Here is a 19,242-nt window from a genome sequence, read left to right on the forward strand (position 1 = left end):
AAACGCGCCGCCAGCGGGCGGCGCGTTCGTCTGCCGCGACGCGATCACGCGTCGAGCTTCGCAGGCTTCATCTTCGGCGTGAGCGCGTGCATGACCGCGAGCGCGAGCAAATAGGCCAGCGCGCCGATCGCGAACAGCACCCAGTAGTGGCCCGTGCGTTGCAGCACCTGGCCGATCACTTCCGAGAACAGCACGCCGCCGATGGAGCCGGCCATCCCGCCGATCCCGACCACCGACGCGACCGCGCGGCGCGGGAACAGGTCGGACGCCGTCGTGAACAGATTCGCCGACCAGCCCTGGTGCGCCGCGGCGGCAAGGCCGACGATCAGCACCGCGACCCACAGGCTCTGCACCTGCGACACGAACGCGATCGGCAGCACGCAGCATGCGCAGATCAGCATCGCCGTCTTGCGCGCGCCGTTCACGCTCCAGCCGGCGCGCAGCAGCACCGACGACAGCCAGCCGCCGCCGATGCTGCCGACCGTCGTCAGCGCGTAGATGCATACGAGCGGCAGGCCGATATGCTGCATGTCCATCCCGCGCGACTCGTTCAGCCACTTCGGCAGCCAGAACAGGTAGAACCACCACACCGGATCGGTCAGGAACTTGCCGATCAGGAACGCCCACGTCTCGCGCTTGCGGATCAGCTCGCTCCAGCGCGGCGCGCCGGCGTCCGCGTTCGCCGCGTCGAGCGCTTCGGCTTCGTCGCGCGGCTCGTCGTATTCCGCGGCGAGCGCGCGCGTGTCGGCCGTGCGGTACATCACCAGCCACACCGCGAGCCACACGATGCCGATCGCGCCGACGATCACGAACGCCGCGCGCCACCCGTACGCCACCGCGATCGCGGGGATGATCGCCGGTGCGAACACCGCGCCGATGTTCGCGCCCGAATTGAAGATGCCGGTTGCGAGCGCGCGTTCGCGGCGCGGAAACCACTCCGCCGTCGTCTTGATCGCGGCCGGGAAGTTGCCGCCCTCGCCGATGCCGAGCAGCGCGCGCACGGCCGCGAAGCCCGTCACCGATCCGACCGCCGCGTGCAGCATCGCGGCGATGCTCCACACGAGCATCGCGACCGTATACGAGATGCGCGTGCCGAGCCAGTCGACGATGCGTCCGAAGCCGAGCAGCCCGATCGCATAGAACGCCGAAAACGCCATCACGATGCGGCCGTACTGCACTTGGCTCCAGCCGATGTCGTGCTGAAGCATCGGCGCGAGCAGGCCGAGGATCTGGCGATCCATGTAGTTGATCACGGTCGCGAAGAACAGCAGCGCACAGACGGTCCAGCGGTAGCGGCTCGCGGCCGCGCGGACGGCGCCGACGACGGCAGATTGCATGAATGTCTCCGATGCGCGGTCGCGCCCGTCGCGCCGCATGTCGATGCGTATTCGTGACCGGCGACGGGCGCCGGCGCGGGTGGCGACCACGCCGTTGGATGGCGCGGCCGCCGGCCCGTCGCGTTCTGGAAAACGTTTTTCAGAGAATAGGACGCCGGGCGGCGCCTTGTCAGTCCGGGATTTCGATGAGTCATCTCAAAAAGGCTCGCGCAAAAAGAGACGACTGTTTCGCAGAATGGCATTAACCGTTTTTCCATCGATTTTCCCGCCGCGAAGCGGGGCCATGACGGGCGCCTGCGTACCGATACACATGTCCGATTCCAGCCAGAATGGGTCGCGCGGATGGTTTACAGTCGTCGCATGCGCCTCGATCCCGACACCTGCTACGACGCCCTGCTTTCGCGGAACCGCCGCTTCGACGGCTGGTTCTTCGTCGGCGTTTCGACGACGGGCGTGTATTGCCGCCCGGTTTGTCCGGTGAAGCCGCCGAAGGCACGGAACTGCAGCTATTACCCGACCGCCGCCGCCGCGGAGAAGGCCGGCTTCCGGCCGTGCCTGCGCTGCCGGCCCGAGCTCGCGCCCGGCCACGGCTTGCTCGACCTGTCGGGCAATCTCGCCGACGCGGCCGCGACGCTGATCGAGAACGGTTTCCTGAACGAGCACGGCGTCGACGCGCTTGCGCAGCGGGTCGGCGTGACCGAGCGCCACCTGCGACGAATCTTCGCCGCGCAGTTCGGCGTGTCGCCGGTCGAGTTCGCGCAGACGCACCGGCTATTGATGGCGAAACGGCTGCTGACCGATACCTCGCTGCCGGTGGCCGTCGTCGCATCGACCGCCGGGTTCGGCAGCGTGCGGCGCTTCAACGACCTGTTCCGGCAACGCTACGGCCTCAATCCGCTGCGCCTGCGCAAAGGCGCCGGCGCATCCGCCGGCGGCGACATGACGTTCCCGCTGCCATATCGGCCGCCGTTCGCGTGGGCCGAGCTGATGCGCTTTCTCGCGCAGCGCCAGATCGATGGCGTCGAGCGGGTCGATGCGCACGGCTATGCGCGCGCCGTCGCGCTACCGAACGGACAGCGCAACGGGCATGTGGCCGGATGGCTGTCCGTCACGCACGTGCCGCAGCGGTTCGCGCTCGCCGTCACCGTGTCGCCTGCGTTGACGCCCGTCGTGCCGGCGGTGCTCGCGCGCGTGCGGCGCCTGTTCGATCTAGACAGCCGCCCCGACGTGATCGATGCGCATCTCGGCGAACTCGCGCGCGGCTTGCCGGGCCTGCGCGTGCCCGGCGCGTTCGACGGGCTCGAGATCGCGATCCGTGCGATCGCGGGTGAACATCTGGCGGCGACGCCAGCGGCTGCCGTGCTCGCACGTATTGCCGAACGCTTCGGGACGCCGGTGCCTGCAGACCACGGGCCGCGCGGACTCACGCATGCGCTGCCATCCGCCGACACGCTGGCGGGTGTGCCGCCGGCGGCGCTGGAAGCGGTCGGCGTCGCGCGCGACGCGGCGCACGCAATCGTGTCGCTCGCACGCGCAGTAGCCGACGGCACGCTCGCGCTCGAACCGATGGCGCCGCTCGATGCGACGCTCGCCGCGCTCCGCGCGCTGCCCGGTTTCGACGAGCGCGAGGTGCAGTACGTCGCGATGCGCGCGATGGCGTGGCCGAACGCGTTTCCCGCCGACGACGCGTGGTTCGCCCGACGCGCCGCCAACGCCGAGAACGCGCGCATCGCATCGTCCGCGCCGCACGCGGCACGGTGGGCGCCGTGGCGCGCGTATGCCGCACTGCATGTGTGGCGTCTTCATGGAGAAGTGTTGCGATGACTCGCGCTCATCTGATTCCGAGCCCGCTCGGCGACATCGCCATCCGCATCGAGGACGATGCGTTAACGGGCCTGTTCTTCGTCGGTCAGAAGTACTACCCGCCGCTCGCGATCGCGCCGGACGCGAATGCGGACGCGGATGCTGAGGTGCACGACGCATCGCCGCTCGTGCGCAAGGTCGCCGACGAGGTCGCCGAATATTTCACGGGCGCGCGTGAACGATTCACCGTGCCGATTCACCTGCGCGGCACCCCGTTTCAGCGCAGCGTGTGGGCGCAACTGCTCGCGATTCCGTTCGGCGAGCTCGTGTCGTATGGCGACATCACCGCCCGCGTCGGGCTGCCGATGAGCGCCGCGCGCGCCGTCGGCGGCGCGGTCGGCCGCAATCCGGTGTCGATCATGGTGCCGTGCCATCGTGTGATCGGCGCGTCGGGCAGCTTGACCGGGTATGCGGGCGGCATCGAACGGAAACGCGCGTTGTTGTCGCTCGAAGGCGCGGGATTCGTGCGTGGCGAACGTCAGCCGGTGCAGCAGACGCTTGCCTTCTGATGGGTCTGATGTCGCGCGCGTGCTTGCCCGTTCGGCGCGCGTCGTTCGGCCTAGCTGCCGCGCTTGCGCATCGCATGCGCGACCCGCGCGTTCGCGTCGAATTTCGCGCGATGCGTCGAGAAGAACGTCCGCACGTTGCGCACGTTCGACGCGCCGGTGAACAGCCGCCGCGCGAATTCATCGTATTCGGCGACGTCGGCCAGATCGGCCACCACCACGAAATCCGGCCCCGGCGATACGCGGTAGCACTGCGTGACCGACGGCTCCGTGCACACGTAGGCTTCGAATGCGTCGTAGTCTTCGGCCGTCTGACGATCGAGGCTGATCTCGATCAACGCCGTGACGGCCGTGCCGATCGCGACCGGATCGAGCACTGCGATCTGGCGGCGGATCACGCCCGCTTCCGTCAGCCGACGCACGCGGCGCATGCAGGTCGGCGGTGACGACAGCGCCCGTTCGGCAAGTTGCAGGTTCGACACCGATGCGTCGTCCTGCAGGATCGCGAGAATGCGCAGGTCGAGATCGTCGAGGGTAATGCCGGCCATCGGCGCCTCCTTCCGGTCAATGCGTGAAATTTAATTTCAAAATGATAGCCGATCGCTTCGCCGTTTCATTTATCGCTATATTTTGAAATTTAATTCCATTCACGCGCTTCTACCATCGCTGTCACGGATTCGGACACGACCTTTACGGAGCGCGATATGTGTGGAATTGTCGGAGCGGTTGCCCAGCGGGACATCCTGCCGAACCTCGTCGACGGGCTGAAGCGGCTCGAATACCGCGGCTACGACTCGTGCGGCGTGGTGGTCTATCGTGACCGTGCGCTCGCACGCGCGCGCAGCGTCGACCGCGTCGCCAATCTGCAGCGCGAGATCGCCGAGCACGGATTGTCGGGCTACACCGGCATCGCGCATACGCGCTGGGCGACGCACGGCGCGCCCGTCACGCTCAATGCGCACCCGCACTTCTCGCCGAGCGACGACAACGCGCGCATCGCGCTGTCGCACAACGGGATCATCGAGAACTGCGACCAATTGCGCGCAGAGTTGCAGGCGCACGGCTACGTGTTTGCGAGCCAGACCGACAGCGAGGCGATCGCGCACCTGATCGACCATCTGTACGACGGCGACCTGTTCGACGCGGTGCGCCGCGCGGTCGCGCGATTGCGCGGCAGCTACGCGATCGCGGTGATGTGCCGCGACGAGCCGCACCGGATCGTCGGCGCGCGCGACGGGATGCCGCTCGTCGTCGGTGTCGGCGAGGGTGAGAACTTCCTTGCATCGGATGCGATCGCGCTGTCGGGCATCACCGATCGCATCGCGTACCTCGAGAACGGCGACGTCGCGGACATCCAGCTGCATCGCTACTGGATCGTCGATGCGGCCGGCCAGCGTGTCGAGCGCGCGGTGCAGCGGGTGGCCGCACATAGCGGTGCGGCCGATCTCGGGTCGTATCGCTACTACATGCAGAAGGAGATCTTCGAGCAGCCGCAGGCGGTGGCCGACACGCTGCTCGATGTCGCGTCGATCATGCCGGAGCTGTTCGGCGACGGCGCGTGGCGCGTGTTCAACGACGTCGATTCGGTGTTGTTGCTCGCATGCGGCGGCAGCTATCACGCGGCGCTGACCGCGAAGTACTGGATCGAGAGCATCGCGAAGCTGCCGGCGAGCGTCGAGATCGCGAGCGAGTTCCGGTATCGCGACAGCGTGCCGAATCCGCGCACGCTGGTCGTCGCGGTGTCGCAGAGTGGAGAGACGGCTGACGTGCTCGGTGCGGTGCATGTGGCGAAGCAGCGCGGGATGCGGCATACGCTGGCGATCTGCAACGTCGCGACGAGTGCGCTGATGCGCGAATGCGCGCTGCAGTTCGTCACGCGGGCGGGGATCGAGATCGGGGTGGCGTCGACGAAGGCTTTTACGACGCAGCTCGTTGCGTTGTTCTTGTTGACGTTGTCACTGGCGCAGATGCGCGGACGGTTGAGCGATGACGACGAGAAGGCGCATTTGCGTGCGCTGCGGCATCTGCCCGATGCGATGTCCAAGGTGCTCGCGCTGGAGCCGCAGATCATGGGGTGGTCGGAGATGCTCGCGCGACGCGACAACATGCTGTTTCTCGGGCGCGGGATGCATTATCCGATCGCACTCGAAGGCGCGTTGAAGATGAAGGAGATTTCCTATATTCACGCGGAGGCATATCCCGCCGGGGAGTTGAAGCATGGGCCGCTGGCGTTGGTCAGTAATGAAATGCCGGTTATTGCGGTGGCGCCGAATGATGTGCTTCTGGAAAAGCTCAAGTCGAACATGCATGAGGTCAGCGCGCGGAACGGCAGGCTCTTTGTGTTCGCGGATGTGGACTGTGGGTTGGCGCCCGGCGATGGAATCGAGGTGATTCGGCTCAACGAGTACTATGGGCCGCTGTCGCCGATTCTGCATACCGTGCCGATGCAGTTGCTCGCTTATCACGCTGCGTTGGCTCGGGGGACGGATATTGACAATCCCAGAAATCTGGCCAAGTCGGTGACGGTGGAGTGAGGGCGCTCGAACAGCGATTAGGTGGGACCAAGACGCAAAATTTCGCGAAAATCGCGGTCCCGCCGCACGGCCGATGAGCCACCTCCCCAATCCATAAAACCCCTACTTCGACAACCGCAACTTCCTCGCCACCACAACCCCGCTCGACGGACTCACCAGCGAGATCCCGTCGACCTCCATATGCAACGTAGAGATCCGAGTCGTGATATCCGTCGGTTCCTCAATACTCGGATCGGCATGCTCGGTTTCTTCCGTCAGATAAGGGCTGACCAACCGCCCGGAAAAAACGAGCGCGAAGTCGCCATGCGTTTGCGCATACACCGCCGGCGAAACCCGCACGTTGCTCCGAACGGTAGTCTTCTTCCCCTGCCCCGGCTCGAGCTCGATGATGTCGATCTGCTGGATATACCCCTTCGCCTTCGCTTCGGGCGCAATCACGAGCCCTCTCCCGCGCGGCCCGGTCGTGACCTTTCTGAGCAGGATGCCCGTCCGGTCGTCGCGCTCGGCGTCGAACAGGTCGACGTCGACGGTCAACAGCTGCCGCTTCGCCTGGTACCTCACGCCGTACCGCACCGGCACCACGAACGTCACGTCACGATCCAGACCGACGGCCGCCAACTCGGGATTCGGTCGATGCCGTACGGTAGCGCCGGAAACCAGCCCACGAACCCGTGCACTCAACGAAGGTGTGCTGGCGCTGATGTGTTGCTTCTTCAGCGCATCCCGAATGGCAACCGGATCGTCGCCGACGATCGGCCCAGCAGGTGACGTGTCGTGATCGACGGCGGGCGCGACGTGCGTCGTGCCGTCGCCAGCCTGCTGAGCATGCGCGGCGAACGACGCCAGCATTACCGCCAGGGCGACGGCGCACACGAACTTCGGACGACGCAGCGTGGATTTCCGGTGCAACACGGTGAACTCCTGATTCTCTTGTAGATCGGTCAACGACGAGCACTATAGGGTGGAACGATCGGCAACGCATCCACTGTGCAAAATTCGCCGATGGCGCGCCGGCGCCCGCCACGATTCCACGCCCTCACCCGTGCCGATCCTCCCGCCGATACTCGGCCGGCGCCTTCCCCACCAGCTTCCGAAAATCGCGCGTGAAATGCGCCTGATCGAAGTACCCCAACGATTGAGCCAGCTCGGCGAGATCGATCGGCTCATCGGCCGCGAGCTTGTCCGCGGCCTCATGCAGCCGATATCGACAGATCACCCACTTCGGCGTCACGCCCACATAGTCCGAAAAAAGCTGCTGCAGCGTGCGCTCGCTCAATCCCGCACGTTCGGCGAGATCACGCACCTGCGTGAGCCCGAGATCCTGCTGCAGCATCTGCAAGATCGCATGAATGCGCTCGACCTGCGGATCGGGCGGCGGCAGCACGCGCATCAACAGCGCCTCCGCGGCGGCCACCATCCCGGCGTCATCCTCCGCACCGAGCACGGCGTCTTCGGCTTCGGCATCGCTACGGTCGAGCAGCGTCGACACCGGCAGCACCTTGTCGGTCATCCAATGCACCGGCTTGCCGAAGAACGCCCGAAACGCGCCCGGCCGGAACCGCAGCCCGAGCACCCGCCCCGCGCCCGCCAGCGTCGTCTCGAACGCGCCGGACACCACACCGAAGATTCCCGTCTGCCGCCGATCGAACACGAGGTTCACGCACGGATACGGCAACGTGCGCTGCACGTACGGCGGCTGCTCGCGCAGATCCCATTCGACGATCCAGTGGTGGTCGAGCACGCCGGCCAGCTCGGCGCGCGGATAGTAGCGATTCAGGCGGAAGCGCTGATTGAAGGCATTCGGGCCGACGACGCCTTTCGGCGTGTCGGTCACGTTGCGCAAGTCGGTCATGGTGACGAACCGTTGGGGTGACTGCGTGATGATGCACCGCCACAGCGGGTTTTTCCAAGACGACGGCGGGCGTCCGTCCTACAGTGGAAACCCTGTCCCGAACGCACCCCGGAGCCCGCGATGCCGCAAGACCGTCACCTGACCCTGTACCACTCCCCGCGCAGCCGCTCGGCCGGCGCGCGGATGCTGCTCGAGGAACTGAGCGCCGACTATGAACTGCACGCGTTCGACCTGTCCGCCGGCAAACACCACGAAGCCGACTACCTCGCGATCAATCCGATGGGCAAGGTGCCCGCACTGCGCCACGGCGACGTGATCGTGACCGAACAAGCGGCCGTCTACATGTACGCGGCGGAACTGTACTCGGAAGCCGGCCTGTCGCCGGCGCCGGACGATGCGCTGCGTGGACCGTACCTGAGCTGGATGACGTTCTACGGTTCCTGCCTCGAGCCGGCCGTCGTCGATCGTTCGATGAATCGCCCGCCCGCGGCTTACTCGACGTCGCCCTATGGCGACTTCGATGCAGTCATCCATGCGATCGACGCACAACTCGCGAAGGGGCCCTATCTGCTGGGCGAGCGCTTCACGGCGGCCGATGTGCTGTGGGGCTCGGCGCTGAACTGGACGACGATGTTCAAGCTCGTGCCCGAAACACCGCTCATTCGCGCGTATATCGACCGCGTGCTTGCCCGCCCGGCGATCCAGCGCGCGCAGGCGGCAGACGCGGCACTGGCCGCCGAACAGGACAAAGCCAAAGAAGCAACAGCGGCGAAGTAGTTCGTTGGCGGGCGCCCCGGGATGCCCGGTCTGCCCGCCGCCGCGTCAGAACATCGTATGCACGCCGAGCCGCGCGACGGCCTGGCTAGCCGAACTCGACGCCCCGTTCGGATCGAGCACGCCGTTGATCTGCGCGTTCGCGCCGCGATTTGCGCGTTGATAATCGGCGGACACATACACCATCGTCCGCTTCGACAACAGATATTGCAGCGCGACGCTGACCTGATGCGCATGGTTGTCGTTCACGGCTTCGTTGCCTTTCATGTACATGTACTTCGCGCCGAGAAAGACGTCCGGCCGGATGCGCCAGACGCCGCCGGCTTCCGCCATCCACACGCCGGCGTCGTTGAACGAATTGCGGACGGTAGTCAGCAACGCCTTCGCGATCACCGCGCCGAAGTCGTAGTGCATCCCGACGCCCCAGTTGCGCACGCTGGTCGATGGCGTCCCCGGCGTCGAACCATACTTCTCGTTCGTATAGGCCGCGCCGATACCCAATGCGCCGGCTTCGTAGTTCAATCCGGCGCTCACGGTGTTGTTCGCACCGACGGAACCGGCCACGCCGCCGAATGCGTACATCAAGCCGCCGGAAAACCCCGCAATCGTCGGCGAACTGTATTTGACGGCATTCGCAACAGGCTTGCTGCCCGCCGTACGATCCCAGTCGAACGCGCCGGTCGGGTTGTTCGGCAGCGCGAGCCGCTGAAACGGCCCGTTCCTGAACCCGTACAGCCCGGTGATGTCCATCGCAACAGTGTTCCCCTTCGCGAACAGCGAATCGACCATGAAGTCGTACTGATTCCCGAGCCTGACGCTGCCGAACCGGTCGCTCTCGATGCCCACGTAAGCGTTGCGCGCGAAGAGGCCCGTGCCGACGATGCTGCCGTTCGCCATCGAAAACTGGTTCACGAGCATGAACGTCGCGCGATAGCCGCCGCCGAGATCCTCCGTGCCACGAAGGCCGAACAGGTTCGGCGTAAAGATGCCGTCGTCGAACTTGACGTTCTTCCCGCCGCCCTCGTTGCTGACATACGAAATGCCGCTGTCGATCAGACCGAACAGCGTCACGCTGCTTTGCGCATACGCGCCCGGCGCGATGACAAGCATCGCGAATACGCCAAACCTGAGTTTCATCGTGTCTCCGTACTTTTTGAAATTTGAGCGAGCGTCCGCTACGTCGTGGAGACTCGCCCGATACTTTTTCGAAACAACACCTTCCCCCGGCCGAATCAGCACGGATTCAGGCCGGCACATCGATATTTGCTTAGCAATACTGACTCAATGGCACGGCGAAAATCCCGGCGAGCGGTTAATCGCCGATTTCATCGAGCCGACGCGACTACGCGATCGGCCGGTTCAATCGCTTCGACAAACCACCCACGCCGCCGAATCCACTTCGACTGCCACTGCTTCCAGTCCTGCACCCGAACACGGCCCGTCGATACACACGCCATCGTCGAACCGGAACAGCGCGCTGTGATGTGCACACATCAGCACCTGCGACCGATAGCAGGAAACGTTGCCCGGCACGAAATCGAGCGGAACCGAGAAATGCGGGCAGCGGTTCACATACGCCCACACCTGCTGTCCGCGCCGCACGACGATCACCGGCCGGCCGACGCACGCTTCGTCGACGACTCGTGCGCCGCCGTCGGGCACATCGGAGAAGCGGCAGAGTTGCGTCGCGCTCATGCTCACACTCTCCGCTCGGGATTCCCGAGGCTCCAGTCCCACGGACGCACCTCGACCCGCGAAAACAGCCCTTCCTTCACATACGGATCGTTGCCGACGAACTGCATCACCGCATCGATGTCATCCGCCTCGATCACGAGCAGCGTGCCGTTCATCGCGTCGCCCTGCGGATCGAGCGTCGGGCCGCCGAGCCGCACGTACACGCCATGCTGAGCCGCCGAGCGCAGATAGCTGCGATGCGTGGACCGCACGCGTTCGCGCACTTCCCGCATCCCCGGCTGGTCCGTCGCGAACACCGCAAAGAATCGAGCCATGTCGGTCAGCTCCGGTCGAGCACGAAGTCGTACGTCGCTTCGCGGTACGCACCGCTCAGCCCGAACCGGCGCGCGAGTTCATCGCCCGCCTCGCGCGGACGATAGGCGACCATCAGCGACGGCTTCACGCCGAACACGGCATCGGATTGCAGGTATTCGTCTTCCTCGTCGAACAAATGCGTGACGAGCTTGCGATGGCCCGGCGCGTCGATCATGAAATGCAGATGCGCGGGCCGCCATGGATGCCGTCCGGTCACGTCGAGCATCTTGCCGACCGGGCCGTCGGTCGGAATCGGATAGCTGACCGGCAGAATCGTCGTGATCGCGTAACGTCCTTCCGCATCGGTCCGGTAGCGGCCGCGCAGATTGGCGTGCGGTTGTTCCTTGTCCTGTCCGGAATACATGCCGTTGTCGGCGGTCTGCCACACGTCGAGCACCGCGTCCGGCACCGGCGCACCGTCGGTGGTCAGCACGCGGCCATGCACGACCGCCGGCGTGCCGGGCGTGAATGCCATGTTCTCGCCATACGCGCGCTCGGGCATGCCTTCGATGTAGAACGGGCCGAACACCGTCGTTTCCGTCGCGCCGGTCGCAAAGCGATGGTTGATCGCATCGACCAGCATCGACACGCCGAGCGTGTCCGACAGCAGGATAAATTCCTGCCGCACGACGTCGTCGCACATCTGCCCGGTTTCGGTCAGGAAGCGAATCGCGGCCATCCACTCGGCCTCGGTCAGCTCCGTCTCCCGGACGAACGCATGCAGGTGCCGCACGAGGCTCTGCATCAGCACGCGCAAGCGCGGGTTCGGCGTACCGTTGAAGCTGGCGACGACCTGCTCGGTCAGCCGCGAATCGCCGTCATGATCATCATTCGTCACGTTCGTCTCCTTTGATGCGGGCGGCCGTTCAGCGCGGCTCGCGCCCTTCCCACGCGTGCTGTAGCAATTCCCGGATCGGTGCGCGTTCGACCGGGCGCGGGTTCGCGTACGGATTGCGGCATGCGAGGTCCGCGGCTTCGTCGAGGCCTGCTTCGGGCATCCCGAGGTCGGCAAGCGCCGCGGCCAAACCGAGTTGCCGGTTCAGTTCGAACAACAGCGGGCCGGCGTCGGCCGCGTCGTTACCGCCCAGCGCCCGCGCGACACGCCGCAGCGCGTCGGGCGCCGCCGCATGGTTGTAGTGCGCGGTATGCGGCAACATCGCCGCGTGCGTCTGCGCGTGCGGCAGGTTGAAGGTGCCGCCGAGCGTATGACAGAGCTTGTGGTGCAGCGCCATGCCGACCGCGCCGAGGCACGTGCCCGCGAGCCATGCGCCATACAGCGCGCGACTGCGCATCTCGCGGTCGTCGGGCGCGCGCACGATCACGGGCAACGCCTCGCCGAGCGCACGAATCGACTCCTCTGCCATCAGGCTGATCACCGGATTCGCATCTTCCGCGTAGAGCGCCTCGACCGCGTGCGCGATCGCATTGACGCCGGACGCCGCCGAAATCCCCGGCGGCAGCGACAGCGTCAGCGACGGGTCGTAGAGCACCGTACGCGGCAGCACGCGCGCATCGCGCCCGGTGCGCTTCAACCGGCCTTCGGTGAGCCCGTAGATCGGCGTCATCTCCGAACCCGCGTACGTGGTCGGCACCGCAAGGATCGGCAGCGACGATTCGAGCGCGATCGCCTTGCCGAGCCCGATCGTCGAGCCGCCGCCGATCGCGATGCAGCAGTCCGCGCCCAGTTCGGCCGCCATTTCGCACGCCGCACGCGCGACTTCGATTGGCACGTGCATCACGGCCTGCGCGCACACGCCGGCCGCACGCTCGCCGAGCACGCCGCTGACGCGTTCGGCGAGCGGCCGCTGCTCGGGTGTCGACAGGATCAGCGCCCGCCGCGCGCCGAGCGCGGTCAGCTCGTCCGGCAGCCGTGCGAGCGCGCCCCATTCGAACACGACGCGCGAAGGCGTTCCCTGGTAGACGAAGCGCTCCATCTCGGCCTCAACGCTTGAAGTGCGGCGGCACGTTGCCGTCGACGTTGACCCACACCGAGCGCGCTTCCGTGTAGTCGTGCATTGCCTCGAAGCCCATCTCGCGGCCGTAGCCCGACTTGCCGATGCCGCCGAACGGGCTGCCCGGGTTCACGCGCTTGTAGCAGTTGATCCAGCACATGCCCGCGTCGATCTTCGACGCCATCCGGTGCGCGCGGGACAGATCGTTGGTCCACAAACCGCTGCCGAGCCCGTATTCGGTCGCGTTGGCGATCGACAGCGCTTCGTCGTCGCTGCCGAAGCGCAGCACGGTGACGAACGGGCCGAACACCTCCTCCTGCGCGACGCGGTCAGCCGCGCTTTTCGCTTCGATGACGGTCGGGCGTACGTAATATCCATCGGCGAGCGCCGGATCCTGAGGCGCACTGCCGCCCGCGAGCACGCGGCCGCCCTGCTCGCGCGCGACGTCGACGAACGACAGCACGCGGTCGAGGTGCTGCTTCGACGTCAGCGGGCCCATCTCGGTGTCCGGGTCCAGCGGATTGCCGACGCGGATCGACGAAGCCAGCGACACGAAGCGCTCGAGGAATTCGTCCGCAATACGTTCATGCAGCACGAGACGCGAACCGGCGATGCACGCCTGCCCCTGGTTGTGGAAGATCGCCCACGCGGCGCCGTTGACGGCGGCGTCGAGGTTCGCATCGTCGAACACGATGTTGGCGCCCTTGCCGCCCAGTTCCAGCTGCACGCGCTTCAGGTTGCCCTGCGAGGCGTCGACGATCCGGCGGCCCGTCGCGGTCGAACCGGTGAACGCGATCTTGCCGACGCCGGGGTGCTCGGCGAGCCGCTGGCCGGCCGTATGCCCGTAGCCAGCGACGATATTGACGACACCTGCGGGAAACCCAACCTCGGCCATCAGTTCGACGATGCGCAGCGTCGACAGCGGCGTGATCTCCGACGGCTTGAGCACGACCGTGTTGCCTGCCGCCAGCGCCGGGCCCATCTTCCAGCTGGTGAACATCAGCGGGAAATTCCACGGCACGATCTGGCCGACGACGCCGATCGGCGCGCGCTGCACGTAGTTCAGGAAGCCGGTTTCGACGGGAATCACCGAGCCTTGCAGCTTGTCGGCCATCCCGCCGAAGTAGCGGAAGCATGCGGCCGTGCGCGGCACGTCGAGCGCGCGCGAATCGCGGATCGGGTGGCCGGTGTCGAGCGATTCCAGCTGCGCGAGTTCCTCGGCATTCGTTTCGATCGCGTCGGCGAGACGCAGCAGCAGCCTGCCGCGTTCGGCCGCCGGCAGCGCCGACCATTTTGGAAACGCACGCGCCGCGGCTTCGACCGCGAGGTCCACGTCCGCCGCGGTGGCGGCGGCGATCTTCGTGATCAGCGAGCCGTCGTGCGGATTCAGCACGTCGATCGTGCCGCAGTCGACGGCGTCAACGAAGCGCCCGTCGATGAAGAGTTGGGTTTGCATGAATCGTCCTCGATGTGTTGCGCGAGCGCGGCTTAGAACTCGATCGGATACGGCGCAAGCTCGCCGCGCTCGTATCGCTGCGGCAGGTCCGGCGTCGCGTTTTCCCACACGAGCAGCATCGAGCGCTTCGTCGAGTAGCCCTGATGCCGGATGTCGGCGGGCATCGCGCAGATGTCGCCGGCGCGCATCGTGATCCGCGCGCGCGGCGCACCGGTGTTCTTGTCGCCGATGTCCCACACGATTTCGTCGGACAGTTGCAGGAACCATTCGACGCGGTCGTTGCCATGGAACACCGGCAGGATGAATTCCTCGGTCGTCGGGCAGAACAGGCTGCGCCCGCACACGGACGTCACCGACGGGTTCCACGTCACGTCCGAGCGCGACAGGTACTTGAACAGGTTGAACGCGTGGAGTTCGCCTTCGAAGCCCGGCTTCACGTGCACTTCGGGCTCGTCCTGATCGACGTCGAGAAACGCGCGGTTGATCGGCAGCGCATCGCGCAGCGGCGAGTCGCCTTCAAGGCCCGGCATCCGGCGCGTCGCGATGCGCGTGCGCTCGATCGCCGCGACGTTTTCGCCATGCTTGCGGCCGAATGCGCTGCCCGTTTCCTCCGGCGCGGCGAACGGATCGAACCCTTCGTTGGTCCAGTCGTGCAGCATCGCCTTGAACGTCGCCATGATCGTCGGCGTGTCGAACGTCTCGGTGTAGTCGACGCCCGCTTCCTTCAGGATGCCGTTGAACGTGCCCGCATAGACGTCGACCTTGCCGTAGTGGTTGCGCGTGCCGAACACATGATCGAAGTTGACCCAGCCATAGAAGAAGCCCCACGCGACGTCGCGCATCATCGCGCGCAGGAATGCGTCCGCGGGGATCGCGTGCGTGCGGGTCTGGCCTTTCGCGGGCCAGCTGATCTTCACGAAATACTCGTCGCGCTGGAACGCGAATTCGCCGAGCTGGAAGCGGCGGTAGCCGGTGGCGGCATCGGCTTCCGTGGCCTGCACCAGATCGGCGGCGAAGCCTGCGGAAGGATCGAGGGTCTCGAGGGTGGCCATGACGTGTCTCCAGGAATAGTTGAACGGGTTCGAGCGGACGGATCAGTGCACGCAGATGTCGGCCCACTTCTCGACGGACAGCTCGCCGAGCACGGTCTGCACGAGCGCGACGCCCGGCTTGCTCGCGACGAACCGGTACGCGCAGCCGGCCGGCAGCAGGGCCTGGTGCCCCCTGCGCAACACGACGTGGCCCATCTCGCGGCCCGCCGGATGCGGGCCGGCGTTCACGGTGCCGCGGCCGGTGGCCGGCGGGTTGTCGAGCTTGATGAATTCGATGCGGACTTCGCCATCCATCTGGATCGCGAACTCGTCGTGCGCGCACACGAACCACGGCGACTCGCCGTCAGTCCGCAGCACTTCGATCACGTATTCGAGGTTCTTGCCGGCGACGACTTTCTCGTACGGAACCGACTTCGATGCGATGTCGAAGACGTTCGAGAACGCGTAGTGCTTCGCGCTGCCGCTGGTGATTTCGATCTCGCCGCGGGTGTAGCCGTCGAGCGAACCGAAGACGGTGTGGAATGCCGTGTCGGTCATTGCTGTCTCCTGAGTTGAACCGCTTGTTGGATTCAACTTTAGGGGCGGCCGCGCCCGTCAACAAGGCAACGGACCGCGACTACGGCATTTGCGTTTCGCGAATAATCGCCGCGCTCAGCGGACCCAGCCGCGCTCCAGCAGCGGGCGGTCCCACGGCGATTCGTCGCCGATGTATTCGGCAAGGAATTCGACCAGTGCCTTGACCTTCAACGCCTGTCGCTGCGTTGCGGGATAAACGGCCGCGAAGCTCAGCGGCGCGATCTGGAAGTCGGTGAGAATCGGCACCAGCCGGCCCGCGACGAGCGCATCGCTCGCGACCAGCGTCGGCAGGCAGACGACGCCGCCGCCCGTCAGCGCGTACTCGCGCAGCAGATGCACGGAGTTCGAGCGGATCATGCCGGGCAGCTCCATTTCGACGACTTCGTCGCCGCGCGTCAGCGTCCAGCGATTGCGTGATGGATAACCTGAATACAGCGCCGTGGTGTGCTGCAGCAATTCGCGCGGATGTTGTGGCGCACCATGCGCGTCGAGGTACGCGGGCGACGCGCAGAACAGGCGCCGCACGACGAACAGGCGGCGCTCGATCAGCGACTCGGAAATCGGCGGGAAGATCTGGAACGCGATGTCGAACCCTTCTTCGACGGGGTCCACGACACGGTCGTTGACGATGATGTCGAGCTGGATGCCCGGGTAGCGGCGATTGAATTCGGCGAGCGGCACGCCGAAGTGATCGAGCGCGAAACCGGGCAGCATCTGGATGCGCAGCCGGCCGGTGGGCGTCGCGCGCAGCTCGCGCATCTGATCGGTCAGCTCGTTCACGCGCCCGACCACCTCCGCGCATTCGCGGTAGAAGGTCTCGCCCACTTCGGACAACCGAACGTGGCGCGTGCTGCGATGGAACAGCGGCGCGTTGACGAACTTCTCCAGTTGCTGGATACGGTTCGTCACGACGGAACTGGTGACTCCAAGCTGCCTGGCCGCTTCCGCGAAACTGCTCGCCTCCGCAACCCTGACGAATGCCTCGATGCTCAGAAACCGGTCCATACCGCGCCCTTGGTGGAAGCGAAACCGGCAGTCTAACCGCAGCCGCCCGCCGGTTGGGTCATGCGAAAGGCGTCACTCTGTCACCTGACGGGTGTCAATCGCGGCGGCGGCCGCCGCCGCGTCCGGCGCGTTATGGCTGCTTGCCGGCCGACAGCTCCGGCTGCATGCGTACGCGGCGCTGCAGCACTGCCGGCGCGGTTTCGCGCAGCAGCATGCTGATCACGATGCCGAGCAGCACCGCGCACATCGGCAGCCACAGAATGTTCTGGATCCCGAAGTGCGCGGCGACGTAGCCGCCCATCGCCGGCGCGATCCCGCCGCCGAAGATCTCGCCGCAGCCGACCACCACGCCGATCGACGTCGACACGAGGCCCACGGGCGCGGCTTCCGTTGCGACCGGCCCCGACAGCAGCGACACGAGTCCGAGCGTGAAGAACGACGCGACGAACAGCACGATGAACAGCGTGACAGGCTGCGGGCCGAGGCCGCGGAAGATGTAGAGCATCACGGCCGTGCCCGCAAAGCCGACGATGCTCGCCGCGCGTCGGCCCACGAGATCGGACAGCCCCGGCAGGCCGAATTGCCCGAGAAAGCCGCCGAAGCCGATCGCCGACACGACGAGCCCCATCTTCTGCGTGCCGAGCGACAGGTAGTCCGTCAGGTACAGCGGCAGCAGCGCGCCGAGCACGAACACGCCCGTCATCGCGCAACACAATGCGGCCATCGCGACGAGAATGTTGCGGCTCTTCAGCACGTGGCCGAGCGAAGCCGGCGCGTGTTCCGACACGACGTCCTTCGCGCGTTTCGGCTCGCGGATCACGAAGAACATGATCGCGCCGAGAATCAGCCCGGGCATCGCGACGAGCGCGAACACCCAGCGCCACGACACGTATTCGAGCAGTTGCGTCGCGATGATCGGCGACAGCGCGAGCCCGAACAGCGCGAAGCCGCTTTGCTGCAGCCCGAGGTTCAGGCCGCGCCGCCGCGGATGCGACGCGTCAGCGGTCGCCGCGAAGCTGGTCGGACAAAACGAGCCTTCGGCGACGCCCATCAGCCCGCGAATCGCGATCAGGCCGAGCAGCCCGCCCGCGAGCCCCGAGAAGCCCGACAGCAACGAGAACGCGACGATCGCGGGGATCAGCACCTTGCGGCGGCCGATCTTGTCCGAGATGCCGCCCATCAGCGCGGCGAAGACGCCCCACGACAGGCCGAGCACGCCGATGCAGTTGCCGACGTCCTGCGCGGTCAGGTTGAGGTCCTTCATGATCGACGGGAACAGCGGCGCGATGAGCCAGCGGTCGAGGCCGACCAGCCCGAAACCGAGCGCCAGCAGCGTGACCGCCTTCCACTCGTACGCGGTATCCCACTCGTTTGCTTTCATGTCTGTCTCCGTGGAGCTGGTCAGCCCGCGCGCGCGGGAGCGTCCGTGCATGAGCCAGGCCCGTTGTCTTGGATGTGCGATGCGACGCGAGTCGCGAGGAATGGCGGCCGCCTGCCGGTTGCAGGCGTCGAATTCAATCAGCCGACGCCCGAACGATAGGTGCGCGGATGCGGATCGGGTATGGAACAACCGGCGAACGCGCCATTCGCGAAATGCAAATAATCGGCGCGGCGGGCGGAAAGGCCGGCGGAGAAGCGCTGCGCGGGCACGCGCGGGGTTGAAACGGCGCTCATTGCGAGCCTACGGGGAAATCCCTCATGGACATCGCAGCTGGCCCGCGCAGCGCTCACGACGAGCTCGTCACGAGGGAAACCGGAGCGCGACAGCCATCGATTCACACATTTTTCGACGGCGCAATATTCCGCTATTCACGGCGGCTTCGGACGGATCTTATTCACACCGATCTTTTCTCAATTTATTTTAAATAAAATCCCCCGATCACAGCCCATACATTCCGGCCCGACAGCCGCACGGGCAGTGCATTCAGCCATCGACATAAGATTATTCAGAATCAATCAGATACGCCAAAATTTAAAATACTGTTTCCAGCACGCCACCGCATCGCATAAAAACGAAAAATCATTTATCCCGCCCGACAAGCTTGATATTCTCCAGACGAATTTTACGGAAAATCCAGTCGAGCGAATTTCAATTCCATTTCAAACAAATCTTATTTAACAAGAACGTCAATGAGATTATGGCGACGTCGATAGCGAGAACATTTCGCGATTTTGCGACGGGTCTGATCGACGGAAGCACGCGCCCCGTCGATCTCCATTTCGGCCGCGCGCAACGCGCGGTCGGCCACCTGCTTGCGCTCCACCATGCCGATATCCGCGAAGGGC

General features: G+C 65.7%; 20 protein-coding genes. 4 read left to right on the forward strand and 16 right to left on the reverse strand.

All coding sequences use genetic code 11. The annotated features are described in order from the left end of the window. Positions 1–44: 44 nt before the first annotated feature. Positions 45–1,337, reverse strand: a complete 1,293-nt coding sequence (locus BSE24067_RS20695; protein WP_151063822.1) for an MFS transporter — start codon at positions 1,335–1,337, stop codon at positions 45–47. A gap of 342 nt (positions 1,338–1,679) precedes the next feature. Between BSE24067_RS20695 and BSE24067_RS20700 the strand changes: the two genes are divergently transcribed. Then, on the forward strand, positions 1,680–3,161 hold the full coding sequence (locus BSE24067_RS20700; protein ID WP_151063821.1) for a bifunctional transcriptional activator/DNA repair enzyme AdaA: 1,482 nt from the start codon (positions 1,680–1,682) through the stop codon (positions 3,159–3,161). Next, positions 3,158–3,709, forward strand: coding sequence for a methylated-DNA--[protein]-cysteine S-methyltransferase (locus tag BSE24067_RS20705; protein WP_151063820.1), 552 nt, complete (start codon positions 3,158–3,160; stop codon positions 3,707–3,709). The genes BSE24067_RS20700 and BSE24067_RS20705 overlap by 4 nt, the downstream gene beginning before the upstream one ends. 50 nt (positions 3,710–3,759) lie before the next feature. On the opposite strand, the gene BSE24067_RS20710 is transcribed toward BSE24067_RS20705, so the two are convergent. Then, positions 3,760–4,254, reverse strand: a complete 495-nt coding sequence (locus BSE24067_RS20710) for an Lrp/AsnC family transcriptional regulator (protein WP_151063819.1) — start codon at positions 4,252–4,254, stop codon at positions 3,760–3,762. A gap of 156 nt (positions 4,255–4,410) precedes the next feature. Here BSE24067_RS20710 and glmS point away from each other — a divergent pair, with 156 nt between their 5' ends. Further along, positions 4,411–6,240, forward strand: coding sequence for a glutamine--fructose-6-phosphate transaminase (isomerizing) (gene glmS / locus BSE24067_RS20715; RefSeq protein WP_151063818.1), 1,830 nt, complete (start codon positions 4,411–4,413; stop codon positions 6,238–6,240). 102 nt (positions 6,241–6,342) lie between these two features. On the opposite strand, the gene BSE24067_RS20720 is transcribed toward glmS, so the two are convergent. Both BSE24067_RS20720 and BSE24067_RS20725 read right to left on the reverse strand, forming a co-directional pair. After that, on the reverse strand, positions 6,343–7,152 hold the full coding sequence (locus BSE24067_RS20720) for a hypothetical protein (RefSeq protein WP_151063871.1): 810 nt from the start codon (positions 7,150–7,152) through the stop codon (positions 6,343–6,345). Positions 7,153–7,276: 124 nt separating this feature from the next. Next, positions 7,277–8,092 (reverse strand): AraC family transcriptional regulator, encoded by an 816-nt coding sequence (locus BSE24067_RS20725; protein WP_151063817.1) that lies wholly within the window; start codon positions 8,090–8,092, stop codon positions 7,277–7,279. A 120-nt stretch (positions 8,093–8,212) separates the two neighbouring features. Between BSE24067_RS20725 and BSE24067_RS20730 the strand changes: the two genes are divergently transcribed. Next, positions 8,213–8,869 (forward strand): glutathione S-transferase family protein, encoded by a 657-nt coding sequence (locus BSE24067_RS20730; RefSeq protein ID WP_151063816.1) that lies wholly within the window; start codon positions 8,213–8,215, stop codon positions 8,867–8,869. 45 nt (positions 8,870–8,914) lie between these two features. Here BSE24067_RS20730 and BSE24067_RS20735 read toward each other — a convergent pair whose 3' ends face one another. The 12 genes from BSE24067_RS20735 to BSE24067_RS32610 form a co-directional block, all read right to left on the reverse strand. Beyond that, positions 8,915–10,003, reverse strand: a complete 1,089-nt coding sequence (locus BSE24067_RS20735) for a porin (protein WP_151063815.1) — start codon at positions 10,001–10,003, stop codon at positions 8,915–8,917. Positions 10,004–10,225: 222 nt separating this feature from the next. Then, positions 10,226–10,561, reverse strand: coding sequence for a Rieske (2Fe-2S) protein (locus tag BSE24067_RS20740; protein WP_151063814.1), 336 nt, complete (start codon positions 10,559–10,561; stop codon positions 10,226–10,228). Positions 10,562–10,563: 2 nt separating this feature from the next. Further along, a complete protein-coding gene (locus tag BSE24067_RS20745) occupies positions 10,564–10,875 on the reverse strand; it encodes a YciI family protein (RefSeq protein WP_151063813.1) in 312 nt (103 codons plus the stop codon). Positions 10,876–10,880: 5 nt separating this feature from the next. Further along, positions 10,881–11,753: an intradiol ring-cleavage dioxygenase gene (locus tag BSE24067_RS20750; protein ID WP_151063812.1), complete on the reverse strand. Its 873-nt coding sequence runs from the start codon at positions 11,751–11,753 to the stop codon at positions 10,881–10,883. A gap of 28 nt (positions 11,754–11,781) precedes the next feature. Next, entirely contained in the window at positions 11,782–12,849 is a 1,068-nt protein-coding gene (locus tag BSE24067_RS20755; protein ID WP_151063811.1) for a maleylacetate reductase, read from the reverse strand. A 7-nt stretch (positions 12,850–12,856) separates the two neighbouring features. After that, positions 12,857–14,323: an aldehyde dehydrogenase family protein gene (locus BSE24067_RS20760; protein WP_151063810.1), complete on the reverse strand. Its 1,467-nt coding sequence runs from the start codon at positions 14,321–14,323 to the stop codon at positions 12,857–12,859. Positions 14,324–14,355: 32 nt separating this feature from the next. Continuing rightward, positions 14,356–15,375, reverse strand: a complete 1,020-nt coding sequence (locus BSE24067_RS20765) for a hydroxyquinol 1,2-dioxygenase (RefSeq protein WP_151063809.1) — start codon at positions 15,373–15,375, stop codon at positions 14,356–14,358. Positions 15,376–15,417: 42 nt separating this feature from the next. After that, positions 15,418–15,912: a cupin domain-containing protein gene (locus BSE24067_RS20770; protein ID WP_151063808.1), complete on the reverse strand. Its 495-nt coding sequence runs from the start codon at positions 15,910–15,912 to the stop codon at positions 15,418–15,420. Positions 15,913–16,026: 114 nt separating this feature from the next. Continuing rightward, positions 16,027–16,956 (reverse strand): LysR family transcriptional regulator, encoded by a 930-nt coding sequence (locus BSE24067_RS20775; protein WP_063551064.1) that lies wholly within the window; start codon positions 16,954–16,956, stop codon positions 16,027–16,029. Between the two features lie 130 nt (positions 16,957–17,086). Beyond that, complete coding sequence (locus BSE24067_RS20780; RefSeq protein ID WP_151063807.1) at positions 17,087–18,337, reverse strand: MFS transporter; 1,251 nt, start codon at positions 18,335–18,337, stop codon at positions 17,087–17,089. Positions 18,338–18,474: 137 nt separating this feature from the next. Then, complete coding sequence (locus tag BSE24067_RS20785; protein ID WP_170297445.1) at positions 18,475–18,735, reverse strand: hypothetical protein; 261 nt, start codon at positions 18,733–18,735, stop codon at positions 18,475–18,477. 332 nt (positions 18,736–19,067) lie between these two features. Next, the gene (locus BSE24067_RS32610) at positions 19,068–19,223 is read right to left on the reverse strand and encodes a hypothetical protein (protein ID WP_244130586.1); all 156 of its coding nucleotides are present in this window, start codon (positions 19,221–19,223) and stop codon (positions 19,068–19,070) included. Positions 19,224–19,242 lie beyond the last annotated feature (19 nt).

It is taken from the genome of Burkholderia latens, from assembly GCF_902499045.1.
In the GTDB taxonomy this organism is placed as follows: Bacteria; Pseudomonadota; Gammaproteobacteria; order Burkholderiales; family Burkholderiaceae; genus Burkholderia; species Burkholderia latens.